The sequence below is a fragment of the Streptomyces sp. NPDC006259 genome (assembly GCF_042870975.1).
GTDB lineage: Bacteria > Actinomycetota > Actinomycetes > Streptomycetales > Streptomycetaceae > Streptomyces.
The window spans coordinates 156,121-182,626 of sequence record NZ_JBIAHY010000011.1; the positions used below are offsets into that span (position 1 = coordinate 156,121).

At 70.3% G+C, this 26,506-nt stretch carries 29 protein-coding genes; 25 read left to right on the forward strand and 4 right to left on the reverse strand.

Annotation, left to right across the window (positions count from 1 at the left end):
- Positions 1-225 precede the first annotated feature (225 nt).
- From ACFYO5_RS34995 to ACFYO5_RS35025, 7 genes are all read left to right on the forward strand, one after another.
- Positions 226-741, forward strand: a complete 516-nt coding sequence (locus ACFYO5_RS34995; RefSeq protein ID WP_388716883.1) for a LuxR C-terminal-related transcriptional regulator — start codon at positions 226-228, stop codon at positions 739-741.
- On the forward strand, positions 738-1,430 hold the full coding sequence (locus ACFYO5_RS35000) for a hypothetical protein (RefSeq protein WP_388716886.1): 693 nt from the start codon (positions 738-740) through the stop codon (positions 1,428-1,430). Before ACFYO5_RS34995 ends, ACFYO5_RS35000 begins: the two co-directional genes overlap by 4 nt.
- 89 nt (positions 1,431-1,519) lie before the next feature.
- Positions 1,520-1,834 carry a helix-turn-helix domain-containing protein gene (locus tag ACFYO5_RS35005; protein WP_388716888.1) on the forward strand — a complete coding sequence of 105 codons (315 nt, stop codon included), beginning with the start codon at positions 1,520-1,522 and terminating at the stop codon, positions 1,832-1,834.
- Positions 1,835-1,843: 9 nt separating this feature from the next.
- Positions 1,844-3,253, forward strand: coding sequence for a hypothetical protein (locus ACFYO5_RS35010; RefSeq protein ID WP_388716891.1), 1,410 nt, complete (start codon positions 1,844-1,846; stop codon positions 3,251-3,253).
- 119 nt (positions 3,254-3,372) lie between these two features.
- The gene (locus tag ACFYO5_RS35015; RefSeq protein ID WP_388716893.1) at positions 3,373-4,947 is read left to right on the forward strand and encodes a hypothetical protein; all 1,575 of its coding nucleotides are present in this window, start codon (positions 3,373-3,375) and stop codon (positions 4,945-4,947) included.
- Positions 4,944-5,333, forward strand: coding sequence for a hypothetical protein (locus ACFYO5_RS35020; protein ID WP_388716896.1), 390 nt, complete (start codon positions 4,944-4,946; stop codon positions 5,331-5,333). The genes ACFYO5_RS35015 and ACFYO5_RS35020 overlap by 4 nt, the downstream gene beginning before the upstream one ends.
- A complete protein-coding gene (locus ACFYO5_RS35025) occupies positions 5,330-6,043 on the forward strand; it encodes a type I-E CRISPR-associated protein Cas6/Cse3/CasE (RefSeq protein WP_388716899.1) in 714 nt (237 codons plus the stop codon). The genes ACFYO5_RS35020 and ACFYO5_RS35025 overlap by 4 nt, the downstream gene beginning before the upstream one ends.
- Before the next feature lie 707 nt (positions 6,044-6,750).
- Here ACFYO5_RS35025 and ACFYO5_RS35030 read toward each other — a convergent pair.
- From ACFYO5_RS35030 to ACFYO5_RS35040, 3 genes are all read right to left on the reverse strand, one after another.
- Entirely contained in the window at positions 6,751-7,572 is an 822-nt protein-coding gene (locus ACFYO5_RS35030) for a peptide deformylase (protein WP_388716902.1), read from the reverse strand.
- A 39-nt stretch (positions 7,573-7,611) separates the two neighbouring features.
- A complete protein-coding gene (locus tag ACFYO5_RS35035; protein ID WP_388716905.1) occupies positions 7,612-8,070 on the reverse strand; it encodes a helix-turn-helix domain-containing protein in 459 nt (152 codons plus the stop codon).
- Between the two features lie 264 nt (positions 8,071-8,334).
- On the reverse strand, positions 8,335-9,663 hold the full coding sequence (locus tag ACFYO5_RS35040; protein ID WP_388716908.1) for an XRE family transcriptional regulator: 1,329 nt from the start codon (positions 9,661-9,663) through the stop codon (positions 8,335-8,337).
- A 168-nt stretch (positions 9,664-9,831) separates the two neighbouring features.
- On the opposite strand from ACFYO5_RS35040, the gene ACFYO5_RS35045 reads away from it, so the two are divergent.
- The 13 genes from ACFYO5_RS35045 to ACFYO5_RS35105 all read left to right on the forward strand — a co-directional run bounded on the left by ACFYO5_RS35045 (position 9,832) and on the right by ACFYO5_RS35105 (position 20,255).
- The gene (locus ACFYO5_RS35045; protein ID WP_388716911.1) at positions 9,832-10,311 is read left to right on the forward strand and encodes a 6-pyruvoyl tetrahydropterin synthase family protein; all 480 of its coding nucleotides are present in this window, start codon (positions 9,832-9,834) and stop codon (positions 10,309-10,311) included.
- A 29-nt stretch (positions 10,312-10,340) separates the two neighbouring features.
- Positions 10,341-11,054 (forward strand): 7-carboxy-7-deazaguanine synthase QueE, encoded by a 714-nt coding sequence (locus ACFYO5_RS35050; protein WP_388717176.1) that lies wholly within the window; start codon positions 10,341-10,343, stop codon positions 11,052-11,054.
- A 47-nt stretch (positions 11,055-11,101) separates the two neighbouring features.
- Positions 11,102-11,737 (forward strand): GTP cyclohydrolase I, encoded by a 636-nt coding sequence (gene folE, locus ACFYO5_RS35055; RefSeq protein ID WP_388716914.1) that lies wholly within the window; start codon positions 11,102-11,104, stop codon positions 11,735-11,737.
- A gap of 39 nt (positions 11,738-11,776) precedes the next feature.
- Positions 11,777-12,307, forward strand: coding sequence for a phosphoribosyltransferase (locus tag ACFYO5_RS35060; RefSeq protein WP_388716917.1), 531 nt, complete (start codon positions 11,777-11,779; stop codon positions 12,305-12,307).
- A 94-nt stretch (positions 12,308-12,401) separates the two neighbouring features.
- Positions 12,402-13,124, forward strand: a complete 723-nt coding sequence (locus ACFYO5_RS35065; RefSeq protein WP_388716920.1) for a dTMP kinase — start codon at positions 12,402-12,404, stop codon at positions 13,122-13,124.
- Positions 13,114-14,148: a radical SAM protein gene (locus ACFYO5_RS35070; protein ID WP_388716923.1), complete on the forward strand. Its 1,035-nt coding sequence runs from the start codon at positions 13,114-13,116 to the stop codon at positions 14,146-14,148. The genes ACFYO5_RS35065 and ACFYO5_RS35070 overlap by 11 nt, the downstream gene beginning before the upstream one ends.
- Positions 14,145-15,257, forward strand: a complete 1,113-nt coding sequence (locus tag ACFYO5_RS35075) for a DegT/DnrJ/EryC1/StrS family aminotransferase (protein ID WP_388716926.1) — start codon at positions 14,145-14,147, stop codon at positions 15,255-15,257. The genes ACFYO5_RS35070 and ACFYO5_RS35075 overlap by 4 nt, the downstream gene beginning before the upstream one ends.
- Positions 15,258-15,337: 80 nt before the next feature.
- Complete coding sequence (locus ACFYO5_RS35080) at positions 15,338-16,108, forward strand: dTMP kinase (RefSeq protein WP_388716929.1); 771 nt, start codon at positions 15,338-15,340, stop codon at positions 16,106-16,108.
- Positions 16,105-16,869, forward strand: a complete 765-nt coding sequence (locus ACFYO5_RS35085) for an HAD family hydrolase (RefSeq protein ID WP_388716932.1) — start codon at positions 16,105-16,107, stop codon at positions 16,867-16,869. The genes ACFYO5_RS35080 and ACFYO5_RS35085 overlap by 4 nt, the downstream gene beginning before the upstream one ends.
- Positions 16,870-16,900: 31 nt before the next feature.
- Entirely contained in the window at positions 16,901-17,866 is a 966-nt protein-coding gene (locus ACFYO5_RS35090; protein ID WP_388716935.1) for a phosphoribosylaminoimidazolesuccinocarboxamide synthase, read from the forward strand.
- Positions 17,867-17,957: 91 nt separating this feature from the next.
- On the forward strand, positions 17,958-18,620 hold the full coding sequence (locus ACFYO5_RS35095; RefSeq protein ID WP_388716937.1) for a PolC-type DNA polymerase III: 663 nt from the start codon (positions 17,958-17,960) through the stop codon (positions 18,618-18,620).
- 56 nt (positions 18,621-18,676) lie between these two features.
- Positions 18,677-19,321, forward strand: a complete 645-nt coding sequence (locus ACFYO5_RS35100) for a disulfide bond formation protein DsbA (RefSeq protein ID WP_388716940.1) — start codon at positions 18,677-18,679, stop codon at positions 19,319-19,321.
- A 97-nt stretch (positions 19,322-19,418) separates the two neighbouring features.
- Positions 19,419-20,255: a class I SAM-dependent methyltransferase gene (locus ACFYO5_RS35105; RefSeq protein ID WP_388716943.1), complete on the forward strand. Its 837-nt coding sequence runs from the start codon at positions 19,419-19,421 to the stop codon at positions 20,253-20,255.
- Positions 20,256-20,347: 92 nt separating this feature from the next.
- Here the strand turns inward: ACFYO5_RS35105 and ACFYO5_RS35110 are convergent, their stop codons facing one another.
- Positions 20,348-20,908 carry an NUDIX hydrolase gene (locus tag ACFYO5_RS35110; RefSeq protein WP_388716946.1) on the reverse strand — a complete coding sequence of 187 codons (561 nt, stop codon included), beginning with the start codon at positions 20,906-20,908 and terminating at the stop codon, positions 20,348-20,350.
- A 384-nt stretch (positions 20,909-21,292) separates the two neighbouring features.
- On the opposite strand from ACFYO5_RS35110, the gene ACFYO5_RS35115 reads away from it, so the two are divergent.
- From ACFYO5_RS35115 to ACFYO5_RS35135, 5 genes are all read left to right on the forward strand, one after another.
- Positions 21,293-23,167 (forward strand): ATP-binding cassette domain-containing protein, encoded by a 1,875-nt coding sequence (locus ACFYO5_RS35115; protein ID WP_388716949.1) that lies wholly within the window; start codon positions 21,293-21,295, stop codon positions 23,165-23,167.
- A 106-nt stretch (positions 23,168-23,273) separates the two neighbouring features.
- Positions 23,274-24,155 (forward strand): phosphotransferase enzyme family protein, encoded by an 882-nt coding sequence (locus tag ACFYO5_RS35120; RefSeq protein ID WP_388716952.1) that lies wholly within the window; start codon positions 23,274-23,276, stop codon positions 24,153-24,155.
- Positions 24,152-24,625, forward strand: a complete 474-nt coding sequence (locus ACFYO5_RS35125; RefSeq protein ID WP_388716955.1) for an NUDIX domain-containing protein — start codon at positions 24,152-24,154, stop codon at positions 24,623-24,625. The genes ACFYO5_RS35120 and ACFYO5_RS35125 overlap by 4 nt, the downstream gene beginning before the upstream one ends.
- Entirely contained in the window at positions 24,622-25,920 is a 1,299-nt protein-coding gene (locus ACFYO5_RS35130; RefSeq protein ID WP_388716958.1) for an MFS transporter, read from the forward strand. Before ACFYO5_RS35125 ends, ACFYO5_RS35130 begins: the two co-directional genes overlap by 4 nt.
- Positions 25,917-26,495 carry a class I SAM-dependent methyltransferase gene (locus ACFYO5_RS35135; protein WP_388716961.1) on the forward strand — a complete coding sequence of 193 codons (579 nt, stop codon included), beginning with the start codon at positions 25,917-25,919 and terminating at the stop codon, positions 26,493-26,495. Before ACFYO5_RS35130 ends, ACFYO5_RS35135 begins: the two co-directional genes overlap by 4 nt.
- Positions 26,496-26,506: the final 11 nt, after the last annotated feature.

The following is a 26,506-nucleotide window of genomic DNA, read 5'->3' on the forward strand; positions in this document are numbered from 1 at the left end:
CCACCGCGCTCAAGACGGTCACAGCCGCTTCGCCCTTCCTCGCAGAACACACGCCCAGACGTCCATCGGCCTCGACGCGCATCGGGTGACCGCATGGCACGTCGGGCACCACCTGCGCAGCTTCGCCTCTGCCCAGCTCATCTCCGACTGCCACGAGTAGTTCCCCCGTCATCCTCGGCCCTGCCGCGAAACCACTCAGTCTCAGCCCACGACCGGAAGTGCCCTATGCCCGTCAAAATCCCGACCGCTGCCCAGCTCACCCAGCTCACCCCTGCCGAGAAGCGGGTCGCCGAAGTCCTCGTCACCGGTGCTTCCAATATCCACGGTGCCCGGAACCTGGGAATGAGCAGTAGCACATACGCCGGCCACCTCGGCAGCATCAGCCGAAGGTTCCAGATCACCAGCAGAACTGGCAGGCCCGCTCGCGCGCATGCTGTGCTGGCCAGTGGGCAGGTCGCCCCGCCCCCGGCACCCGCCCATATCCCAGAATTCACCCTCGGTGAGCGGCGGCTTCTACGAGCCCTCGCTGAACACCCGGAAACGCACGAAATCGCCCGGGCGGCACGAGTTGCTGAGGCCGAGGTCCGACCGTGGATCAAAGCCCTGGTCGCCAAGGCCGGGGCTGACAACGACACCCACTTGGTCGGCCTCGGGCACGCCTGGGGTCTTCTCGGTGCGCGCGACAGCGAATCAGTCATTAGCGACGACACCCCGAGCGAGACCGACGGAGCGGCCCGGTGACCAGAACTCGAACACATGCAGAGCACCAGCCGACCACCGAAGCCATCGTCGACCCGGTATTAACTGGAGGAGCAGCCGACGCGCCTCATCCGCCGTATGAGATGCGTCCGCTGCTGACGGAGCAAGACCGTGACGCTGTTGCCAAGCTCGTCGAGCAGCGCACCCGGTGGCTCAACGACCGGTGGCTCACTCCGCCCTACCCGGGCGACCCGGCCGCCTTGTTCCGGGAGCCAGGGGCGGACTCGGTTGCCTTGTTCGAGGACGGCCTTCCTGTCGGGTGTCTGCAGCTGAACCGCCAGCCGGCACTCTCGTACTGGGATGCCGAAATCTACGAACCCAGTCTGCTGGTGTCCCTCGCCTTCACCGCACCCGACCGCAGAACCGACCTGGTCGGCAGGCTGATGACGCTGTGGGCGATGGACTTCGCCGACCGCCTCGGGATGACGTGGGTGCGCTGCGAGGTGCCGTCCGGCGCACCCTCCCGCGACGGCACCATGCGCATGCCCCTGGTCGACCACCTCATGAACGTGTGCGGCTGGCGGTTCCTCCGTCCAACGAAGGAGAAGGGCGGACGGCCGCTGGCCCTCTTGCAACTCCCGGCACAAGCCCAGCACCTGAAACCACTGATCTGCTGCACCGTCCCGCACCAGCCCGCCGTCCCGAACACGACCGATGGGCAGGGGCGATGACCACATGGACCGGCACCGTGACTGTTCCAAGCGGCGTTCGCTCGCGGCGGTCCGGCCCCCAGCCGACAGCACCGCCTGGAGGTTCTCCCATGTCCTGCACACCCACCAGTGGAACCACTGGGCCGCCCACCACACCGACCCCGGCCGAGGCTGCTCGCCTGGCCAGGTTCGATCCCCCGCTCGAACTCCCCGTCGTCCCGAAGCATCGCCGCCTGGTTGGCGAGGGGGCTCAGGAGTTCGAGACGAAGGTCATCGCGGCGTACAAGGAACGCAAGGCCGCGATCAAGGACATCTGCGCGGCGACGACCCGCTCTTACGGGGCAATCCACGGTCTCCTCAAGCGCTGTGGCGTTCAACTGCGTGGCCGGGGCGGCGTGCGGCGCAGCCAGGACGTCGCTTCGTGAGGACATGCAGTGACGGCGGCACCTGACCTCTTGTACCTGGCCTTCCTCCTCATACGTCCGGCACTGCTCACCTGGCTTCGTTTGCTCGAACTGAAGCGGTATGGCGGCCCGTGCGCCGGTTTCCACCATGCCGGCAGCCCTCGTCTGCCGAGCACTGGATTCCAACGAACGCCAGGACGGCCGATGGAGTGTGGCGTGAGTCAACTCCTCGTCGAGCTGCGCCTGAAGGATCGCCCGCTCGGCGCGCTGGCCGGTTGCCCCGCGCCCCCGGCGTTGCCCGGGTCATCGCCGTTGGACGACTTCACCAGCGGACCTCATTTCGACCGGAAGGAAAGATCTGTGTCGGCCCTGACACGTCCGCGTACCTGTGGTGCGCGGATCCTCCTTGCCAAGGACCTCATGGTCCACGCCTACGCCGAAGGCCGCGGTGTCGGCGGGATGATCCGCGGCTCCCTGTTTTGCGAGGTCGCCGAGCATGACGATGACCGCCACTGGGGTATCGCGCGGGTGCTCGTCGAGCCGCACGGCGGAGCTGTGTGGGCGACCTGGCTGGACGGGGAAGCGCCTCGCTGCCTCACTCGCAAGGACTGCCTGCAGACCGGAGCGGGCCCCCAGGACGCGTGCGCGCTGTTCGCCGGCCACCCCGGCGTCTGTTCGTACCTCCTCGACCATGCCCTGCGGCCGGACCCCAGTCGCGTCGAGCGTATCGACGCCGCGTTGGCGATACTGGCCACGTGCGACCGGCATGACGCACACACCCTGCAGGCGGCCGCCCACGACGCGGCGCTGTTGGCGTGGGACGAGCTGCGGGCCCGCCGCCTGTGGGTTTCCATGCCGGACTGCGATCAGGCAGCCGTGCATCGGCTGGTGAGCCGGACGGGCTCCGTACGGACACGGGATCCGTACGCCGTAGCGGAGTTCGCGCGGGAAGCCGCCGAGGTGACGTTCCTGTGGCAGCCGTCGGCCACCGGGCGCCTCCCGCGCGGGGAGAGCGCGACATCTCAGCTGAAGATCTTGGAAGGTCTCCCACAGGAGTGGCAGGCCGTGGTGCTGGGCGGCCAACGGCTGCCAAAGAGCTGGTCACCGCATGCCTCCACGCCTCGACCCCCGCTTGCCGAGGCGCTGGACGACGTCTGCCAGCAGGCCGGCGGCGGCCAGGAGCCACCACCCGCCTTGGACAGCTGGGCGGCGGCCTGGGACCACAAGGAGGACCGGGTGCGAGGGGCCCGCGCCGCCGCACGGCTAGCGAAGTTGCCGTACGGATGGCGGGTGGACGTGATACGCCGCATCGACTCCGGCGCCGAAGCGTCGGCCGCCGTGTCCGACGCCATGATGGCGATCAACATCCTCCGCACGTTCGGCCTCCGTCTCGCTTGGAACAGCGGTCACCAGGCCTTCAGCCGGTCCAACTCGTTGTGACTGCGTGCATGAGGCTCATCCGAAGCCACGTGACTGCATCGCGGCCTGGTCTGCGGCCTCACGCTGGGTGCCGCCTGCACCTGAATGGAGGCCCGCACGAACTGGCGCCCGACGGTGCCGTGCTCCGCGAACTGGAGCCGTTCGGCGAGGACGCCACACGGCAGTTCCTCACCTGCTGCCTGGGCGAACAGCGCGTCACCCGCGAGCCCGGTGCCACGGCGGAGATCACCCGCCATTCGGCCGGCTTCCCGATGGCGATCGCACTGATGGTCGCCCGACTCGCCGCCCTTCCTGCCCGATCCCTCACCGACGTCATCGCCGGGCCCTTCGGCAACCGCTCCGCCGACAACCCTCACCCCCAGCTCACTCCCCAGGAGACGACCGTGACCACAGCCCTCGACCGCGCCTACTGGTCGCTGCCCCGCGCCACACCCGCACCCGCCCTCTACCGCCGGATGGGCGCCGCCGCCGTCGACGACTTCGACGCGGCGCTGGCCGCCGCAGTCTGCGACCTGACGCATGCCAACGCGACCCGCGAGTTGGAGTCACTGCGAGACCTGCACCTTATCCAAGCCGTCAGCAACAACGAGCCGTCTCGCGGACCTGTCTATCGTTTCCACGACGAAGCCCGCGCGCACGCCCGCTACCGAGCGACAGCGGAGGCAGCGGTCGGCGAGGCGGAGGAGACCCTGCGGCGGTGCACCGACTTCTTCCTCTTCAATGCCAGCAGCGCCGAGCAGGCCGTGACACCCCATCACCGACAGCTGGAACGCTCCTACCTCTACCCGCCCGCCGAACCGCTCCACTTCGGCGACGCCGACTCCGCGCTGGCCTGGCTCGATGCCCAACAGCACAATCTGCTGCCCGCGATTCGCGCAGCGGCCGCCGGCGGCCTCGACGCCTCCACCTGGCAGCTGGCCCACGCCATCTGGCCGTACCTCCGCTCATCACACAACTACCAGCTATGGTCCGAAAGCCACGACCTGGGTCTCCAGGCCGCGCGGCGATGCGGGAATCGGCCCGCCGAGATCGAGATGCTCAACACCTGGGGCGTAGCCCTTCGCGGTAACGGCCGCTTCGAAGACGCCGCCAGAACGTTCAACGCCGTACTGGATCTGGCGCTCGCCACTCAGGACCGCCGCGCTGAATCCCAGGCGCGGCACGAGATCGGCGCGACACACGTGTACACCGGGCTGCCGGCACAGGCCGAGCAGTTCCTGCTCCTAGCACGAGAACAGCGGGCCGAGCTGGCCCGCACGAGTGACTCCGAACGCGACCAAGCCACGTACACACGGGCCGTGGCGATCACGAATGTCTGCCTCGGCCAAGCCCAACTCGCCCGTGGCAGAGCCATCGAGGCGATCGAAACTCTGGCCGCCGCCCGCACGACGCTGCTGGACGTTCCGGACCCCCTCGACGCTGCCCGAGCGCTCGCGTGGCTCGCCCGAGCCCACGCTGCCGGAGGCGACTCGGCAAAGGGCGAGGAGTACGGTCGCCGCGCCGTCGTCGAGTGCGACGCCACCCGTTCGGCACGCTGGAGTGCACACAGCAGGGAGCTGCTCGGCCACACCGTCCTGGAGGCCGGCCAGACCGACCTGGCACGCATCCTCTATGAAGAGGCAGTCGGGATCTACGCAGGTGTGAGCCGCCGTGACGAGGAGCGCGTCCGGCGGCACCTGCAAAAACTCCCATGAACACCTGGCGAGCTGCCGCCCAGACGGGCGGCGTGGTGTGGCATCCCGCGGGAACGGTCGCCGAGCAGCTGACCTGGCGTCTCATGACGGCGCCCGGCGTTCTGGGGCGCGCGTCCTTCACGCACACGCCGAGCGCGGGAACCGAAGAGATCCCGGTGGGCAGTGAGCTGCATGGGCTGACCTGGCAGCCGCGCCGGATGCTGCTGTTGCCCGAGATCGACGGCACGGTCCGTCAGGTACTGCTGATCCAGGGGTGGTTCCGGCCGGGCACGCACGCCGTCCCCGAGCAGTCCGTCACCACCAGGGACGGCCCGGACCACCGCCTCCTCCACGTTCACCAGTACCGCGTCACCCCGCCGACCACGCACGCTGAGAGCGCCCCGTGACCGCAGACCTCCGTACACCGACCCTGCCGGGCCTTCGCACCTGGCGCACCGCCCTAACCCTGGACTCCGCCGAGAGCGACCGCTGCCACGACGCCCACCAGCTCTACCGCCTAGTCCTGAGCGGGTTCGGGGCCGACACGCCCAAGGGCCCGGCATCCACCGGTCGGCCGGCGCACGTCCTGTTCGCGCCCGCTCGTGAAGAACCTCCGTCCGTGGGCGGGAACGAACGGCCCGACGCCGGGCGCCCTGTGAAGGTCCTCGTGCAGTCCCCTCAACTGCCGAATTGGCAGCCACTCCTGGACGACGGCCGCCTCAGGAGCGCCGACGCGTTCACCGCGGAGTACACCTACCGTGCAGGACAGTCCATCCAGTTGCGCGTCATCGCCAATCCGAGCCGTAAACTCCGGTCCCCGACACGACGAGTGAGTCTCACGGACCCCACCCAGGTCAGAGCCTGGCTGCACCGGCGGCTCTTGGAGCACGGCCTGTCCACGGACGTCGACGACATCGTTGTTGGGCCACCCCGCTGGATCGTCGGCACCAAGGGGACCGGCGACCGCTTCCAGCTCGTGAGCAGAACTCTCCAGGCCGGTGCCATCGTCCTTGACGCCGCCCTGGTTCACGATCTTCTCCGCGACGGGCTAGGGCAAGGCAAGTCCTACGGATGCGGACTCGTGCTAACCCACTCCAACCCGCCCGCAGAACAGTAAGATGAGGGTGCACCGCGAGAGGCGCCCTGGAGCGTCCCGTTCGCGGTTGCCTCTCTTCCTCTCTCCACTTCTCACGTGGAGCTGGCACTACCGATGCACCGAACATAGGGGACATCTACCTACCTCTCCACCCCTCCGTGGAGCTCCCCCTCGGACACAAGTGCGGCAACTTCCGGTTCGGTAGCGAGGCGTACACCACTCCACCGGCAGCCCGCGCCCAGCGGACCAGCCTGAGAACGTTCCGGCTCCTAGGCGCACGGCGCGGCCATCGGCCGCAGTCGACGGGGACGGTTCCGGTGAGTGCACACACCTCGCTTCCTTCCTTGGAGATGTCCTCGCGGCGCGCCGGTTGGCCTGTGCGACGGCCTCCTGGAGCACGCGGGCGCGCTCATCGCGGTGGTGCGATTCAGGGCATTCGCTGGTGGTCCGCAGACCTCGGCACCTATGTCGACCGCCGGGGCGTGTCCGGTTCAGCCCGAGCTCCGCATCACCACACGGAGGGCAGAGTGCAAAAGCACGCGGACGGCATGCACCTCGTCATCATGAACCTCATAAACGACGGCGGCCCCAAAACCAAGCAAGCTCATCCAGGCCCTCCGCCGCGAGTTCCCCTCGTTGGACCCGTGGGACCTGGCCGCGTGAACCAAGGATCTGTGGCGCTCCCTCTTCGCCGCGGGACTGCGCACTTACCGCAACCAGAGCACGGCTCACTCGTACTTCCATTGCGAACCGGTGCTCTGGTACTCCTCCACCGGAATCGGGAGGACGCCGGAACGCATGCGCTTGCGATAGAGAATGCCGTCGAGGTGGTCGATCTCGTGTGCGACGAGGCCGGCCATTCCCTGGTTGAAGCGGGACAACCACGTGGTGCCGTTGAGGTCGCTGTGGGCGACAACGGCAGCGGAACGGTCGATACCGATCTGGGGGGCGGCGATGCCTATACCCTTTCCGAACGTGTGCAGTTGGCGGACGCGGTCGACGGCTTCGAACAGTTCGTGGATGACGCGCTGGGCTTCGTCGGCTTCGGCTGGCAGATCGAACGGGCGGACGGGACTGGCGAGTACGGGGGAGCCTTCCTGAACGATGCCGGCGTTCGCCATGGCCTGGCTCGCAGAGAGGGTGCTCACAGGGCTGTTCTCTTTCGTGTCGGGATTCTTCAGACGCCATTCCAAGCGGAAGCGGGCGTGCAGGGGTGGGTCCATCGTGCTCCAGGCGAAGACCGTTCTGTCCCCCCTCACGCTCTGTCGAGGCGGCGTACGCAGAGGCGCAAAGTCCGTACTCATGGACGTCTGCGTCCCCCAGACTGTCGGCTCGGTCACGGTCGGAAAGGCGAGTTCCACGGAAAGGCGCCGAGTCGGCAGCCGGACAGCCCGCTGAAACCAGGGGCCCCATTTGTCGGCGCTGACGCTATAGGAGTAACAGATCTCCGCTTCCTGGCCCGGGTAGAGAGGGAAGCGACTGGTGGCGCTCTGGAACTGAAGCCACACCTCCTTGAACGCGTCGCGGTCGTGTTTGACGGTCCAGCCCATGGGCTCGTTCCCGCAGTGGGCTTCCAGCCCGAGTTCCTCTCAGGTCAACGGGTGGCGCCGGTACAGGGCGTTGGAGCGCTCGGGTTCGGAGGGGTAGTGATCCGCATTGATGCGGACGAAGTATCTGGTGACGGGATCAGCACCGTCGTTACGCAGAAGCCGACGCATGCGCAGGTGGAAGGTGCTGCCGTCGAGGTCCAGGGCCGCATCGTCTTCCAACACCAGCAGAGCTGTGTGGGAAGCGGCCTCGACCGGCTCAGCCTTCGTCGAAGACGTGTCGGTCCGCTGCCACGCAACCCACAAGGCGCCGCGGGCATCGAGTTCCGCATCCGCTCGGCGAGCGAGGTGGGCGCTGCCATGCTCGCGTCCGGCCTCGAGATGGCTGACGTACGAGGGGTCAACGTTGAGTCGCGCCGTCAAAGCCTTCTTGGACAGACTGCGAACGGTGCGCCAATGCGTGAGTTCAGCGGCGAACGTGCCGCGCTCTTCGCTCTCCAAGGCGCCTTCCTTCTCCAGGAGTTGGGCAAGACCATGAGTGAGTGCCCCTCACCGTCGCCTCGTCCTGCCCGGCGAGAGCTCAATGGTGCTAGCAGGCGGGCGTTGTGTCGTGATCGGCGCGCGCCAGCGGCCGTCCTTCACTCGTCGCTGCGGGAGGTCGGGGACTTGAAGCGCTGGGCACGCCTCGCATTACGTCACTTCGCCACTAGTTCTGTATCTGCAGCGCGCGTCCGGCTGGCAACCTTCGCGAAGACCGTTGGTGTGTCACGCAGCGGCGAGGGCCAGCAGCTCAGGCACTCCTTCGACGCTGGAGTGGGCCTCGAAACGAGGAACGAGCCCTTGCACCAGCTCAACGCACCGGGGGGCGCCGATGCGCTGGGCGACCTGAAGTGCTTCCAGGGCGGCCGCGGCCGCGCGTTCGGGCTCTCGCAGGTCGAGGTGGCTGCGGGCCTCGTAGGCGCGGAAGACACCACGGGTCTTGTCCCGGCTGGGCGGCAGCAACTTCCGGCCCTCGCGGATGAGCTGGTGGGCACGGCGGGTGTCGCCCAGGTCGAGCAGGGCCCGCCCCGAGTCGACGGCCAGATCGGCGCTGGACAACCACGCGCACCACGCCGGCACCGGCTCTCCGGACGAGGCATCGAGAAGGTGTTCGGCTGCCGTGAGGGCACGAAGGGTAGCTCGCCGCTCGCCTTGTGCCGCCAGGGCCCGCGCGAGCCGGAGCTGGAGCAGGGAGCGGGCAGCCGGGTGCCGGGTGCCGGAGAGGGCCCGTTTGAGGATGCCGACGGCCGTGCGTGGATCGTTCCGCCAGGAGGCTTGGTAGGCGAGGTCGCCCAGCAGAGCGGCGCCCATGTCGCGGTCGCCTCCGGTGTGGGCGCTGTGCAGTCCGGCGATCCAGTACTGGCTCGCCTCGGCGTGCAACGCGTAGTCGAACCGGTGCCAGCCCACCGTCTGGCTCAGGCTCGCGGCGAGTGCGTGGAGACGCAGTTGGACCGGCCGGTTGTACCGGCGGCCTTCGATGATGTCCGTGACCGTGGTCAGGAGCGCGTCAACCAAAGGTGCGGTGTGCTGGCGCTGCTCGGTTGCCTGAATGGTCAGGTGGGCGCTGGTCTCCTCGAGCAGGGCGACCAGTTCCTCCCCGACCGTTTTGGAGCCTTGCGCCGACATGGCCGTCAGGGCCCAGGTATCGGTCGACGCCCAGGTGCTGGCCAGCGTGACCAGGGCACTACCGGAGATGGCGGTCAGGAAGGTACGGCGGGAGGAGCGTTCCATGGTCGTTCGCAATGCCTCTCGGAGGGCCGGAACTGGGCTGGTAGGACCGAGCGGGATCACCATGCCGCCGACGCCCGGCAGCCAGTTCGGCCACGAGTGAGGGTCCACCACCTCGGCCGGAACGCCCAGCGCGTCGGCGATGTAGGACTGCGAGTCGGCATCGGGTGTGACGCCCTCTGTTTCCCATTTGTAGACGCGTTGCTTGGTAGCACCCGATCTCAGCCCGCGGCGTTCGGCCGCGCGACGGATCTCCCGGGCGAGATCAACCCCTGTCATCCCGCGCGCTTTCCGGGCCCGTGCCAGTGGGTGCTTCTTCTCGGCCACGTCGTCATCCAATCAAGGCTGCTTGCGCTGAGGGTAGCCGCGAGACGGCCGAGATTACCGCGGGATGACCGCCAACTCCTATTGCAATACACACAGTTGATCGACACTCGATCATCTCGGCGATCTGGTGCGTGGTGCGAGCGTACGGCCCACCAGGGATCAGACCCGATGGCCGACCTCTGTGTGTACTCCTCCGGCGGCCTGAGCCGCCTCGTCCCCAACTCCCGAAGGAAGCTCATGGATTTCAACTCCGTTCCGCTGCCGCCCGGGGCCTTCACCATTGCCAAGAAGTTCGGTTTCGAGGCTGGCCACCGCCTTCTCGGTCTGGCGGCCGAGCACAAGTGCTCCCGCCAGCACGGCCACAGCTACGAGGTGGAGGTCATCCTGACGGCTTCGCATCTTGAAGAGCCCGGGTTCGTCACCGATTTCGGCGCTCTCGCCCCGTTCAAGAAGTTCCTGGACACCGAACTGGACCACCGCAACCTGCACGAGATCCTCCCCTTCGAGCCGACCTCGGAGCGCCTGGCCCAGTTCCTGGCTGGCTGGTTCATCCAGAACCTCCTGGCGACGATTCCCGGCCGCCTGGTCGCGGTCCTCGTCCGCGAGACCGGCAGTAGTTGGGCGCGCTTCGATGTGGAGGAGCAGTGACCACACTCGAGTCGATCGCCGACGGACCGATGACGGACGATGCCGAGTTCTGGCTGATCGTTGCGGAGTGCTTCGGCGTCGAGGTACCGACCTTCCAGGGCGAGGGGCCGAGCTGTGGGCACCCTGCCCTGTTCATCCGTCTGTCCCGGTGCAACCTGACCTGCGTGAAGTGCGACACGAAGTACACCTGGGACTGGTCCCGGTTCGACCCGCGCAGGGAGTCGACGAGGCGGTCCGTGGCGGACTTGGTGGCCTGGGCCACGTCCTCGCCGGTGGAGTTGGTCGTGATCACCGGCGGGGAGCCGCTGCTCCAGCAGGCGCGCCTGGTGCCGTTGGTCGAACAGCTGCTGGCCGCGGGGAAGCGGCTGGAGTTCGAGACGAACGGGACCATCGCACCGTTGCCCGAGCTGGTGCTCGAAGGGGTCCGCTTCAACGTCTCGCCCAAGATCGCCAGCTTCGGGATGGACGAGGCCAAGAGCGTGGTGCCCGCCGCGCTGGATGCCTTCGTGGCGTGCGGGCGGGCGGCGTTCAAGTTCGTCGCGTCCTCGGTGGCCGACCTCGACCGGATCGCCGAGCTGGCCGACGCCCACCGGCTCGCGCCGGTGTGGGTCATGCCCGAGGGCACCACCGCGGGGGTGATCACCGACACGACCCGGGTTCTGGCGGACGCGGTCGCGGCTCGACGCTGGTACTTCACCACCCGCCTGCACGTGCTCGCCTTCGCGGATGCCCGAGGCCGCTGAGTCCCCTGCCTGCTCCGTTCCCCAGCCCCTGGAAGCGAGAGAAGCCCATGACGACATCTGTCGCCAGCTCCGAGCCGGACCTGAGCCCCGTCCCCGTGACCGGCCTCGGCGGCGCGGCCATCGACACCGGCCGGGTCGCCGACCTGGTCGGCCAGCTCCTGATCGTGTTGGGCGAGGACCCCACCCGCGAGGGCCTGGCCGACACCCCGGCCCGAGTCGCGGCCTGGTGGAAGGAGTTCCTGTCCCCGGACGACGCCGCGACGGCCACCTGCTTCACCGAGTCCCAGCTGAGCGATCAGCTGGTCATCGTGGGCGGCATGAGCGTGTGGTCGCTGTGCGAGCACCACATGCTGCCCATCAACCTCCAGGTCACCGCCGGATACGTGCCCAGCGGGGAGGTGGTGGGTCTGTCGAAGTTCGGACGGGTCGCTCAGCACTACGCCGGCCGTCTCCAGGTCCAGGAGCGCTTCACCCGGCAGTTCGCCGAGCACCTGTCCGGCGTGATCGGACGCGAGGACGTTGCCGTCGCCGTACGTGGTGTGCACCTGTGCATGAGCATGCGCGGCGTGCAGATGGAGACCGCCCGCACCACCACGACGCACACCGGCGGCCGGTTCCGGAGCGACCCGGTCCTCAACCAGCAGTTCATCACCCTCGCCGCTGCCCAGTGGAACGCGGCCTGATCCCCGACCAGCAAGCAAACCAAGAAGGAGGTGCAGCAGATGGCCACGTCCCCGACGCCGCCCGCTCCCATCGCTGACCGACCCGCCCCCCTTTACCTGACGTGGGACGACATCGGCGCCGCCACGCAGTCCCTCGCCGAGCAGGTGGCGGCTGGCGGGATGCCGCAGGCCGTGGTGGGCATCGTGCGCGGCGGCGTGATCCCGGCCGTGTGGCTCTCCCACCGGCTCGGGATCCGCGACGTACGGACCGTCGAGGTCACCCGTACCACCGGCGACGGCATCAACGCCGCCAAGAACCTGCTGCCGACGGTCCGCAACCCCGCCTCGCTCGGCGACCTGACCGGCTTGGACGTGCTGCTCGTCGACGACATCGCCGGCAGCGGCGCGACCCTCGCCCACACGGTCAACCTGCTCCGCGGCCTGGGCCCCGCCCGGGTGCGCGCCGCGGTCCTCACCGTCAACCGGGCCAACTGGACGCAAGAGGCCGAGCCTGACCGCGTCATCGACCACATCGCATCGCTGAACGACACCTGGATCGTTTTCCCCTGGGAGGGACAACATGGGCACTGAACGGAGCGAGCACTACCGAGACCGACCGGGCGCTCCGGCGGCGGCCTTGTCCGACCCGTCGGCCCGGGCTGCTGCTCGTGTGCCGGAGACCGGCATGACCACCACCCGGGTCCCCCGGCCCCGCCGCAGTTGGGAGGCTCCCGGCCGACCGCTGTGGGTGAGCGTGGAGGGCATCAACGGGGTCGGCAAGACCACCGCTGTGCGTGCGACGGCCGCCTCGCTCGGCTCGCGGTGCCTGCGGCTGGACGAGCTGACCGACCAGGCCGCCGATACCCTGCCCGGCCAGGTGATCGCCGCCCTCGCCGCGGGCGGGGACGTCTGCCTGCGGACCGGGCACCCGGTCGTGGAGACGCTCGCGCTGCTGGCGCTTAAGTTCCGCGAGTTCGAGCGCCTCACCCCCGAGCTGCTGGACGGCGTCGACGTGATCCTCGAGGACCGCGGTGTGGACAGCGTGGCCGTGTGCCAGGGAGCGATCCTGCACGACGAGCACCCGGCCACGCCCGCCCAGGTGGTGGCGGAGCAGATCCTGACCACCGCCCGCCGGTGGCGGTCGATGCCGGACGCCACCCTCCTGCTGACCGGCGACCGCGAGGTCTGCGTGGACCGGTTCGCCGCCCGGATCGGGCGCACACTCCCGGCGAGCGCCTTGGCGGTGATCGAGCAGACCGACCATCTGTACCGGGAGCTGGCCGCTGCCGAACCGGACCGGTTCACTGTGATCGACGTGACCGGCCACGGCCCGGAAGAGACCGGCAAGGCCGTTGAGGACGCCGTGCGCGCCCTCGTGGAGCAGCGGGAGGTCAGCCGTGCGTCGTGACATCACCGTGTTGTGGGCGCTGCGTTCGCCCTGCTCGTTCGGTTGCCCGCACTGCTACTTCGGGGAGCTGGCCGAGCACAAGGAGGCGCTGCCCGAGGGCCCGGGTGTGCTGTCCCACATCCCTGTGCGTGACCTCGACCGCACCGTCATGGAGGAGTTCGCCCAGTCCCTGGCCGGCTCGCCGGTCGAGCGGGTCATCCTGGCCGGCGGCGAACCGTTGGACTGGCTGCCCACCCTGAGCCTGATCAAGACGATCAAGGACGCCGGATGCGAGGTCGTCGTCGCGACCAACGGCGTGCCGCTCACCCGGCCCGGCATCGCCCGGCGGCTCGTCGAGCTCGGCGTCGACGGGGTCTCGGTGTCCATCGACAGCGCGGATGCCGCCGTCAACGACCGGCTGCGACCGTCCCGCTCCGGCCGAGTCGGCCACCGCGAGGTCCTGGACGGCATCCGCACCCTGCTCAGCGAGCGGGGCTCCGGGCCGGGTCCGCGAGTCGGTATCTACACCGTGGTCATGCGCGACCGCCCCCAGGAGATCACCGACGTCGCGCGACTCGCCTCCGATGTCGGCGTCGACTACTACGTACCCCAGCCCATCTCCCTGCCGGCCGACCACAAGCTCTTCGCCGAGCGCTGCCACACCGCCGAGGACGTCGCTGCGGTCGAGGACCAGCTGCGTCGCCTGCAGGCGGACCCCCGCGGGCTCGCCATCCCCGACCCCTCCTACGTGCGGCAGTTCCTCGCCTCGATCTCCACCCAGGACTGCGGTCGCGTCGAGGAGTGCTTCGGCGGGGCGCAGTTGTTCTTCGTCCAGCCTGACGGCTCGCTGTGGGACTGCCCGTCCGACCGGCGGATCGCCGCCACCGCTCCCTGGCAGCAGCGCAGCATCGTCGGCGCCGACGCCCGCACCCTGTTCGACGGGCGACCGGTGTGCACGGACTGCTCCCACTTCTCCCGGGACTGCGTGAATATGGGCCCGCTCGTGCTCGACATGCCCCGCTTCCTCGCGCGGGAGGCAACGTGACCGGCCTGCCGCAGCTTCCCCCGCTGGAGAGCATCGGCGATAGCGTGCTGGCGGCGTTGGCCGGCATGCCCGATCCCGCCAGTGCCGAGTTCGCCGCCCGGTTCGAGCACGCCCTGGCCCAGGCGTTCGCCCGGCAGCACGCGGTCGCGGTGTCCTCCGGCACGACGGCCCTGCACGTCGCGCTGTCCGCGGTCGGGGTCGGGCCGGACGACGAGGTCCTGCTGCCGGCGCTCACCGTCGTCATGACCGCCCAGCCGATCGTCGAGCTCGGTGCGAAGCCGGTCTTCGTCGACAGCGATCCCGACACCTTCGACCTGGACTACGCCCACGCCGTCTCCAAGGTCACGGCCCGGACGAAGGCCATCGTCCCGGTGCACCTGTGGGGCAGGATGGGCGACCCGGCACGCCTGCGCGCGTTCGCCGCGGAACGGGGGCTCGCCATCGTCGAAGACGCCGCCCAGGCTGCCGGAACGTCGCGCGCCGGGGTACTGGCCGGCTCGGTCGGCGCGGCCGGGTGCTTCAGCACGAGGGACGGCAAGATCCTCTGGAGCAACGAGGGCGGCTTCGTCCTGGTCGACGAACGCGATCTCGCCGATCACATGAGGGCCTTCCGCGGCCACTGGCTGACGCCCCCGCCCGGGGGCCGTCCCCAGGAGCGGCTTGGGCTTCCGGGGCGTATGCCGGAGCTGATCGCGGCGCTCGCCCAGGCCAACGTGCTGCGGTTCCCGTCTCTTCTGGAGCTGCGCCGAGCGCAGACCATCCATCTGCTGGGTGCCCTGGCCGGTGCCCGCGGCCTCACTCCGCTGCAGCCGGCGCCGGACGAGACGTGGAACCACTACTCCCCGCTCCTGCACATCGGTCTGCCGAACCCCCGGGCGTTCGCCGAGCACCTCGCCCAGCTCGGGGTACCGAGTTCCACCGGCAGCTTCCGGCTGGTGCCGTGCGACACCCGGCCCATGTTCGCCGGCAGTGATCGGGCCCCGTGCCGCGGCGCCGCTCAGATCCTGGACCGCACCCTCGCCCTCGTCCTGACAGAGCGCGACGACGAAGCGGTCCTCGACCGCTACGCCGCCGTCATCGCCCGGGAGGCCGACGCATGGCGTGGGTGACCGACTCCCGTAAGCCCGCGCCCGCAGGTCAACTGCGGTCGGCAGCCCTCCGTCCTCGTCCCCGAACGGATACCGCAAGCATGACGATCACACCGGTACGCCCCCCATGCAGCCGCGGCGCGCTGATCTCCGCCGAGGGACTGAACGGCGTCGGCAAGACCTACCTCACCAACCGTGCCGTCGAGACCCTGACGGCCAAGCCGTTGATGCTCGACGAGTTCTCCCAGCGGGCAGGCGGGCGCCCCGGGCTCGGGGAGGCGCTGCTGCGCTCGCTGCGCGAGGCCAGCGCCCAGGACCCGTTCCTGCGCGGCGGAACCCCGATGGCCGAGGCCCTGATCCTCATGGCCATCAAACGGCACGACCTCGACACCGTCCTGCCCGACCTGGCCCGCGGACAGACCGTCGTCGAGGGCCGCAGCGTGGACACCACCGCGGTGTGCCAGGCGCTGCTGCTGCACCCCGACGATCCGGACGCCGCCCTGAAGGCGGCGACCGACCTGCTGGGCCTCGCCTCCTCCTACCGGCCGCTGCCGGACCTCACGATCCTCGTCACCGACGACGCCTCGAAGGCATTGGAGCGCGCCCAGCGGCGCGACGCGTGCGTCTTCACCGGCGAGCAGGCGGACTTCATGCGCGCGGCGTGCACGCTCTTCGAGCAGTTGGCCGCCACCGACCCGGCCCGCTACCGGGTCGTGGACCGGCGACGCGTCGACGAGCACCAGGCGGCCGACCAGATCCGGGGGTGGATCCAGGGCGCCGGCGGCGATCTGGCGTGCCTGATGGAGCCGTGGCAGGGCCCGGACGCGGCGTGCATGTGCTGCGGCCGGCCCACCACCGCGGAGGCGGCATGAGCACGCCCGCCCAGCTCCCCGGCGGCCCCGCCGCGGCCAGCTGCGTGCCCGCGATCGAGGAAGGGGTCCGGGCCCTGGTTCTCGATTTCGACGGCACCCTCGCCGACACCCGGCGCGGTCACGAAGACGCGCTACGCGCAGCCCTCCAGCCGTACGGCGTCTGTCTGGATCCCGACTGGTACGACCGGCACATCGGGCTGTCCATCCACGACCTCCTGGCGGTGCTGCCCGGTGGCCGGGGTCTGCCGCACGGCGAGATCGTCCAGCACAGCCGCACTCATCTGCTGGCCACGGTGCACACGATCACGCCGAACCGTTGCGTCGTGGAGCTCCTGCAGCAGGCGCGCCGCGCCGGCCTGTCCTGCGCCGTGGCGTCGGGCGCCACCCGGCTGCTCGTCGCCCCGGGGCTCGACGCGCTGGGCCTGACGGACGCGTTCACGGCCGTCGTCGCGCGCGAGGACGTCATGCGCGGCAAGCCGGACCCGGAGCTGTTCCTCACCGCCGCCAGCCGCCTGGGCGTCGCGCCGGAGCGCTGCCTCGCGGTCGATGACGCGCCCGACGGCACGGCCTCTGCCCGAGCAGCGGGCATGCGCGTGCTCACGGTGATCGACGGCCACCTGGCCCCTGTCGGCAACGCGGCAGGGAATCCGGGTGCTCGCCGGCCGGCCGGCACGCGGATTGCGTGCGGGAGCACCCGGCCCGCCAGTCCGGGCCGGGCCGGGGACACCACGGGGCGGAAGCCCGCAGATCCTGCTCGATGACGGCGCGAGGCCGTCGAACCCGAGGAGCACGATGCCCGTCCTGAACTCGACCAAGAACCTGTATGTCATCGAACCGCCGACCGCGCGGCGGGAAGGCGTCGGCGTGTTCGAGTACACCGACCACTACACCGTCTTCCACTACGGCCGGATGCCGGATGCGATCCCCGGCAAGGGCGAGGCAACCTGTCGCATGGCCGCCTTCAACTGCCGTCTGTTGGAAGAGGCCGGGGTGCGCACCCACTTCCGACGGCAGGTCGCCCCGAACCGGATCGAGTTCACCCTCGCGCGCCTCCCGGACACCGCCGCCCGCCCCCTCACCCCGGCGTCCGGCAACTACCTGCTCCCCCTCCAGGTCCTCTTCCGCAACGAACTCCCCCCGGGCAGTTCCGTCCACCGGCGCCTGGCCGCCGGTGATCTGACCCCGGCCGATGTCGGGCTCGACGCCGTCCCTCCGGTCGGCGAGAAGCTCAAGCGGCCGCTCATCGAGTACGCGACGACCCGGGACGACGTCAACCGCTTCCTCACCCCCGCCGCAGCCCAGCACCTCGCCGGCCTGGACGACGAGCAGTTCCGGGCCCTGCGCGAGATCACCCTCACGGTCAACTCGGTGCTGACCGCCCACGCGGACAAGGTCGGGCTGAGCCACTGCGACGGCAAGGCCGAGTACCTGATGAGCAGCGGCCAGCACCTGGTGCTCGCCGACAGCCCCGGCACGCCGGACGAGAGCCGCCTGATGCTGGACGGCGTGCACTTGGGCAAGCAGATCCTGCGGGACTGGTACGTGGAGTCGGGGAACGAGATCCCCACCAGCACGCTGATCGCCGACGGCGTGCCCCGCAGCCAGTGGCCGCAGCCCGCCTCGCTCCCGCGCGAGTTCCTGCCGGTGATGACGGACCTGTACCGGGCCCTGAGCGAGACCTGGACGGGCGAGCGGCACTGGAACGCGCCGGAGCTGCCCGCCGCGGCCCGGGCCGTCGCCGGCCTCCCCCGCCGGTGACGGCACATCACGACGGCCGCAGCTCGCGCCTGCTCGCCCCGGAGCTACCCGGGGCGAGCAGCGCGATGGAACCTACGAGAGCGGTGAACCCATGGGCGCCCTGACCGAAGACCCGGCCTTCCGGGCGACGACATTCGTGATCATCGACTTCGAGACGACGACCCCCACCGGCTACCCGCCCCAGCCCATCGAGGTCGCGGCCCTCGCCATGCGCTGCCCGGACGGCGCGTGGCAGGAGACCGGCCGCAGCACCTCCTTGATCCGCCCGCCCGCGTTCGCCCCGGTGACCCCGGCGGATACCGCCCAGACCGGATTGACCGCCGAGCAGCTCCAGGGGGCGCCCACCCCGGCGGAGGCACTGGGGGCACTGGACCGACGGCTCACGACCGGCACCTCGTACCTGCTGGTGGCCCAGCACGCGGCCACCGAGGCCGGCGTCATCCACCACCAGGCCGAGCACTGCCCCACATTGGCCCGGACCGACCTGATCGACACGATCCCGCTGGCCAAGCGCCTCATCCCGAACCTGCCGAACTACAAACTCGACACGCTGCTGGCGCACTTCGGCATCCCGCAGCCCCGAGACCGGCACCGGGCCCTGGCCGACGTCGAGGTCACCGCGAAGGTCTTCCTCCACCTCATCAGCGCAGCCGATCAAGATCCTCAACTCGACGCCCTGACGGCGCTGGTGAAGACCGCCGGCCGTACCGCCAAGCACAACCTGCCGGTGCAGAGCGGGCTGTTCGACATCTAGATCCGGCAACGGACACACGCCATGCAGGACCACACAAAGACGGGACGGCATTCATCATGACGATCACGGAAGAACCCCGCGAGGACGAGTTCCACGAGGTCCCGTTCTGGTTCGATCCGCTGTGCCCCTGGGCCTGGATCACCTCGCGCTGGCTCCTTCAGGTCGAGCAGGTCCGGCCGGTGCTCGCCGACTGGCGGATCATGTCGCTGGCCTACCTCAACCTCGACCAGCGCGAGGGCAAAGGCCTCAGCGAGGACTACCGGAAGCTGATGGAATCCGCCTGGGGCTCGGTGCGGGTCTGCGCGGCCGCCGCCGAGCACGCCGGCCGCCCCGTGCTGGGCCCGCTGTACACCGCCATCGGCACGCGGCTGCACAACCAGCGGCGCCGTGAGGACCCCACCGTGATCACCGAAGCCCTGGAGGAGGCCGGGCTGCCCGCTTCGCTGACTGCGGCGGCCACCAGCACCGAGTTCGACCAGCTCATCAAGGACTCGCACCACGAGGCGTTCGACGAGGTTGGCCTCGACGTCGGGACCCCCGTCCTGCGCATCGCCGGCACGGTGCTGTTCGGCCCCGTTCTCACCCCGGCGCCCCGCGGCGAAGCCGCCGGACGGCTCTGGGACGGTCTGCTCGCCGTGGCCTCGACGGACGGCTTCTTCGAACTCAAGCGGACCCGGGACCGCAAACCATCTTTCGACTGAGCCGGCTCCCCGGACCGGCCCGCGCGCACCGCGCCTCCGCCTACGGAGCAGCGGCGCGCCCGCCGGGCGAGATCAACAACGAATCGAGGTTACCGAGTTGCCGCAGGACGCCCTGACCGGCTGGGACGACGAGACCACCGCCGAGGCCTACGCCGCCTTCGCCCGGACCTACCCCATGTACAGCGCCTCCAGCCGCGACCTTACCGCCCGCGCCCGCCTCACCGACAGCCGCATGATCGTTGACCTGTGCGGTGGCACCGGAGCGACCGCCGAAGCCATCCTCGCCATGGCGCCGCCTCGCTGCGAGATCGTCTCCCTCGACAACGCTCCGGCCATGCAGCGCATCGGCCGCCGCACCTTGAGCGACCCCCGCCTGTCCTGGGTCACCGCCCGCGCCGAGGAACTGGCCGAACACGCCCCGGTCGGCGGCATCGACGCCGTGGTGTGCAACTCGGCCATCTGGAAGACGGACGTTCCCGCCGTGTTCGCCGCGGTCCGCCGCGTTCTGCGGCCCGGCGGCCGGTTCGTGTTCAACATCGGCGGCGGATTCGCCGGCGTCGCCCACCCGGACGCGCAGGCCCGGTCTGCCAGCCCCACGCTCGGCTCGCTGATCGAGCAGATCGCCGCCCGCGAGTACGGCACGCCGCCGGCGCCGGTGAGCAGTACCCCTGGGTTGCCGCTCACCACCGTCCGCAGCCACCTGACCGCCGCCGGGCTGACGCTGGCCGAGACGGACATCACGGCCCAGCACACCACCATGGCCGAGCGGAGAGCCTGGCTGTCCATCCCGGTCTTCGCCCGCCCCGAGCACGGCTTCTCCTACGACCAGCAGATGGCGATCCTGCGGAAGGCGTACGCCCAGACCCGTCCCGACGACGTCACGGTCACCAGCTGGCTCGTCGTCGTCGCTCAACTCGACGGAGCCCAGGCGTGATCGGCGGGCACGAGGCCGAGCCGCTGAGTCGCGGCCGGTGCGCGGCACACTCCCGGTGCAGCAGCGGGCACGGACCCTACGGCTCCGCGGGGTCAGCCTGCGTGGGCCGGCCTGCTGACGGCCCGGGCGATGCGGTGGCCGACCAGCCGTTCGGCGTCCGTGAGCGGATACCAGGCGGCGCCGGTCACTTCCGCTTCCTGGATCTGGCCGACGTCCGCGTGCTCCGTCGTGAAGGCGTACCCGATGTCGAGGTGGTAGTGCTCCGGCTCCCCCTTCTCCGGACGGGCCGGAACGCGTCCGAACTCGACATATGCGGGAACCGGATCCGCCAGGAACACTGCGGCGGCGTCCAGGCCGGTCTCTTCGGAGAGCTCGCGCACCGCGGCGTCGATCAGCGTGGTGTCGGTCGGCTCAAGATGGCCGCCGGGCTGCAAGGTGATCCCGTAGGCCCGGTGCTCGATGAGCAGGATCTCGCAGCCGCCACGCACCAGCAGCGCACCGACCGTCACGTGCATCGGAAAGCTGCGCCGCGAGGCGAAGTTCTCGCCGCTGGCGAGCATCTGCACCGGACGGGACAGCAGCTCGGCCTCATCCGGATAGCGCTCCAGATACGCGGTCAAGGCGTCCGAGATGGCGGCGTCACTGATCGCCACGGGCCACCCCCGCTCCGGCCCGGGAGCAAAGCTCCCGGTCACCGACCGCTCGGATACAGGCAGCGAGCACGTGCACAGTCAGCTCCAGCGAAGGTCCGTGGCGTACGGGGAGGCTCGCACTCTACAAGCCGGGCACGAGCCGGTGCGGGCCAACGCGCCCATTCCGGATCCGCGAACAGCATCCTCGGCGATTCGGCCAACCGCCCGCGTTCGCACACCTGTTGCGGGGGCTGGATCCGTGCATCCTCCATGCGCCGCCGCCCGCTCTATCTCGGGATTCCAGGAGCGACCGAAACACATGTGTTCGATATCCCGGCCAGGTCGTTGAGCCTCACGACCACGCTGGACGACCGTCAAGGGGGACCCACGTTGACCTCGGCCGCTATGAACGAACAGCAGGCCACAGAGCCTCCTCCGCCACCGCCGGCGGAGATCACTTACAGCGGGCAGTACTCCGTCAACCCGCTCGCCGAGGTCTCCTTCCGGCGGATGTGCGGGCAGATCCCGGCCGTGCTGGGCCGGATCGCCCAGCTGTCGTGGCGGACCGACCGGCGTGCCGTGCAGCTGCTGCTGGGCTGCCAGGTGGTCACCGGCATTTCAGCCGCCGTGCTGCTGACTGCCACCGCCCGGGCCATGAGGCCCGTTCTCGGCGACGGGTCGGCCGGCGACCGGCTGCACGGAGCCGTACCGGCGCTGGTGGTGGTAGCGCTCGCCGCCGCGCTGGGCCGCGGCGCGGCGGCGGTGGCCACGTACGCCGAGCGGCGGATCACTCCGCGGCTGACGACGGAGACGGACAGCGCGCTGGTTGAGGCAGTGTGCCGGGTGGAGGCGTCCGCATACGCGGAGGAGGGGTTCTCCGACCGGCACGAGGCGGCCGAGATGGGAGTGATCCGCACCCAGGTGATGGTCACCGACGCCCAGCGGTTCCTGTCCGCGCTGATCCGGATGGTCACCGCCGCCGGAGTGCTGTCGGTGCTGAACCCGCTGATGCTGCCGCTGCTCCTGCTCGCCGTGCTTCCGGCCGGCGTCGGTGCCATCCTGACCGCCCGGGTCGACTACCAGATCCACTACGCCAACATCGCCGACCGCAACGTACGCGGGATGATGCGCTGGTGGGCGACCACCTCGAAGTACGGCGACGAGGTCCGCGCCAACTCGATGACCGACTACCTCGTCTACTGGTACCGGGCCCTGTCCGACCGGTGCGACCGGCGCACCCTGGCCGCAGCCCCACGGACCCTGCGCATCGGCCTGCTCTCCGCGCTCGCCAGCGGGGTGTTCTTGGTAGCGACCTGGGGAACGCTGGCGTGGCTGGCGGTCTCGGGCCGCATCGAACTGGCCGTCGCGGCCACGGCCGTCATCGCCGTGCAGACCACGCTCGCCGCGCTCTCCCAGGTCGTCATCAACGGCGCCGCGGTCTTCCACACCAGCCTCTACCTGAGCGACATGCAGGCCTTCCTCGACGACGCCGCCGCCCGCACCCCCCAGCGCGGCCGAGGCGGGCCCGGCGACCGCGTCGAGCAGATCCGGCTCGAGGAGGCCGTCTACCAGTACCCGGGCAAGGACAAGCCCGCCGTCGACGGCGTCTCCCTCACCCTGAGGCGCGGTCAGATCCTGGCGATCGTCGGCGCGAACGGCTCGGGCAAGTCCACGCTCACCCGGCTGCTCACCGGCATCTACCTGGCCGACAAGGGCAAGGTCCTCTGGAACGGCACCGACCTGGCCGAGGTGAACCCCGCGAGTGTGTGGGCGCAGACCGGTCTGGTGCCGCAGATCTTCGCTCAGTGGCCGATGCCGCTGCGCGAGAACGTCACCCTCGGCCAGCCCCGCACCTACGACGACGGCCCCGTGTGGGAGGCGATCGACGCGGTCGGCCTGCGCGAAGCCGTCGACGACCTCCCCGCGGGCCTGGACACCCTGCTGTCCCGCGAGGTCTTCGGCGGCTCGGAGCTTTCCGGCGGACAGTGGCAGCGCATCGCGTGCTCCCGGGCCCTGTACCGCCGCCCGGCTCTGCTGATCCTGGACGAGCCGACGTCCCAGATGGACCCGCGCGGTGAGCACCAGATCTTCGAGCAGATCAAGGCCATCGCCGCCGACCGCATCACCATCGTGGTCACCCACCGCCTGGAGAACACCAGGATCGCCGACCACATCATCGTGATGGAACACGGCCGGATCACCGAACAGGGCCGGTACGACGACCTCGTCCACGCCGGCGGGACCTTCGCCGAACTCCTTCACCTCTCACAGGACCGCTGACCACGTGCGCCCCGCCCAGGAGCAGACTGTGCCCTCTTCCCCGAGCCCCGCCGACCGCCGCAGCCACCAGACGCCCGCCCGCGCACCCGAACGCGAGGTACGCGGTATGAGGCAGACGAAGCCCCTGCCCATGGCGGTGCGGCGCTGGGCGGAGCAGCGCATCGGACCCGTCATGGACGTCCGCGACGCCTCGCACGACTGGGACCGCTCCCGGGTGTGGGAGGTGGAAGGCGGTCGCGGGGGCCGCTGGTACGTGAAGATCTCGCCCTCGGTGAAGTTCTTCACCCGCGAGACCCGGGCCTACCGCCACATCGTTCCCGCCCTCGGTCAGAGCCGGGCGCCCCACCTCATCGACAGCCGCGCCCAGGACCTGGCCCTGCTGCTCACCGCGGTCCCCGGCGCCCCGGCGAAGGAACTCGGCCTGGACGTCGCCGGGTGGCGGACCGTGCACCAGCAGGCCGGAGTGCTCTGCGCCCGGCTCCACGAAGCGGGTGAACTCGACCGCGGCGACCGCCTGGAGGCCGAAGCCTCTCTGGCTGCCGCCGCTGACGGAGCGGAGAAGTACCTCGTTCGCGCCGGGGACCGGCTCGACCAGGACGAGCAGCAGCTGATCCGGGATCACGCTGCCCGCCTTCGCCGCGTCGGCCCGGTGCCCGTCGGCTACATCCACGGCGACAACCAGCCGAGGAACTGGCTGTGGTCCCAGAGGCTCGCCCTCGTCGACTTCGAACGGTCCCGGCCCGCCGCCCGCGTCCAGGACTTCGTCATCCTCGCCACCACCCAGTGGGCCGACCATCCGGACCGCGAGAAGGCGTTCCTGCGGTCCTACGGTCGGGAGCTGTCCGACGCCGAGCGGCACGCGCTGCGCTGCCTGACCGCGCTGGACGCGGTCAACTGCCTGGCCTGGGGCCCGGACAACGGCGACGCCGAGGTCACCGCCCGGGGCCGGCGGACCCTGGACCGGCTCATGAGGGAGGAACGGCCGTGAGCGCCGTCCATCGGAGTATCGGGAACGTCATGGTCCTGCTCCAACGTCCCGACGACGGCCGGATCCTGACCGTCCGCCACCAGGCGTCGTCGTGGCACTCCCCCGGGATGCTTACGGTCGTCGGAGGGCGCCTTGAGGACGGCGAGTTCCTCGACGAGGGAGCGGCGCGCGAGCTCGCCGAGGAAGTCGGCATCCACATCAGCCCGGACCGCCTGCGGCTCTGCCAGCTGCTCCACTTCCACGCGGCAGACGGTGAGCGGGTGATCGGCGCCGCCTTCACGGTGCGGGACTGGGAGGGCACCCCGTGCAACCGAGAGCCGGGCACGCACACCGAACTGGTGTGGGTCGACCCGGCCGCGCCGCCGCCCGACTGCCACCCCTTCACCCGCGCGGTCCTCACCCACTTCGCCACCGGCCGGCTCTACGCCAACGTGATCGCCCCGGAACTGCTGGGCGGTGAGGCCGGGTGACGACCTCCACCCAGCCGGCCAAGGCCGCGAAGGCCACCTCCCCGGATCTGCGCCGTCTGGTCGCCAGCGAGTGCGCGAGCCTGTCCGGATCCGCGGTCAGCACCGTCGCCCTCCCCACCCTGGCCGTACTGGAACTCCACGCCTCCACCACCCAGATCGCCGCGCTCGCCTTCCTCGGCCAACTGCCGAACGCCGTCGTGGCGCTCCCGGCCGGCGCGCTCTCGGACCGGTACGCCAAACGTCCCCAGATGATCGCCGCGGACCTCACCGCCGCCGCGGGCCTCGCGACCATCCCGGCCGCCGCCTTCGCCGGGGTGCTCGGCATCGGCCAGCTCTACGCTGTCGCCGTCGTGCTGGGCATCACCAAGATCGTGCACGACGCGGCCGCCATCAGCTACCTGCCCGTCCTCGTCGAACCTCACCTGCTGCAGCGCGCGAACTCGAGGCTCGGCGCGGCCTCGTCGGTGGCCGACAGCGCGGGCAGCAACGCGGGCGCCGCGCTGGTCGGCGCCGTCGGCGCGGCCCGCTCGCTCCTCGCCGACGTCCTGTCCTACCTCCTCTCCGTGCTGCTCGTGTGGCGCATCCGCACCCCCGAACCGGTCGCCGCACCGCCGCCCGGGGGCCGCGGGACTCTCGCGCGGGACATCGGTGAGGGCCTGCGCTACGTGGCCGGGCAGCCCACGATCCGCACGGTGATCGCGGCCCTGTCCACGCTCAGCTTCGGCCTGGCGGTCATGAACACGTACTGGGCGTACTACCTCCTCGCCGACCTGCACGTATCCCCGACGGCGTTCGGCGTGATCATGGGCGTCGGCGGCGCTGGCAGCCTGGCCGGGGCGCTCCTCGCCCCGCGCATCGCCTCCCGGATCGGGATCGGGCCGACGATCATCATCGGGTTCGCGGTCAGTCCGCTGGCCCAGATCCCCCTCCTGCTCGCCGCGCCCGGCCTCCGTTGGCGGATCGCGCTCGCCGGGACGCTGGCCGTTCAGCTGTTCTGGGCCACAGCCTCCGGGACGAGCCAGCGGTCCCTGAGACAGATCCTGTGCGAGCCCCGTTTCCAGGGCCGCATGCAGGCCGCGAGCACCACGGTGACCGCCGGAGCCCGGCCGCTGGCCGCCGCGGCCGCCGGCGCCCTGGCCCTCTTCCTCGGCGTCCACGCCACCCTCACCGTCGGAGCGGTCCTCCAGATCGTCCCCGTGATCCTTCTGCTCGCCTCCCCTGTCCGCGCCCTGCGGGACATGCCCGTCCCGCCCGCGCGCACCGCCGTGCCGCCCGCCCGTGAAGGAGCCTCATGACGACGACCTCGACCGCCGCGTACTGGGAACCGCTCTGGGCGGGCGGCCAGCGCTACCGGCAACTCGACAGCCTCGAAATCCAGTTGATGGCCGAACACCTCGGTCCCGGCCGCGGCCGCCCCGCCCTCGACCTCGGCTGCGGCGACGGCACCCTGGCACGCCACCTTCACCACGAGCTCGGATACCGCACCACCGGCATCGACATCTCCCCCAGCGCCGTCGCACTCGCCGCCGCCCATGACGACGGCCCCGTCCCCGGTCCCGTGTGGCGATGCGGCGACATCACCACCAGCGACCTCACGGCGCTGCCGGAGCCCGCGTACGCGGTCATCACCTGCCGCCTGGTCTACCGGTGGATGGACGACAAGGCGGCCTTCCTCAACCGCGTCCGTCACCTCCTTGTGCCTGGCGGGACGTTCTGGGTGGTCACCGAGATCGCCGGGCGCCGCGAGAGCACCGACCCCCTCCACGGTCTCGGGATCAGCCCCGCCGAGGCCGAAATCCTCACCGCCGGCTGGTCCGCTGCCCAGGCCGCCGACCTCGACGTGCTCCGCTGCTACGCCCTGCGCCCCTAACCCCCACTCAC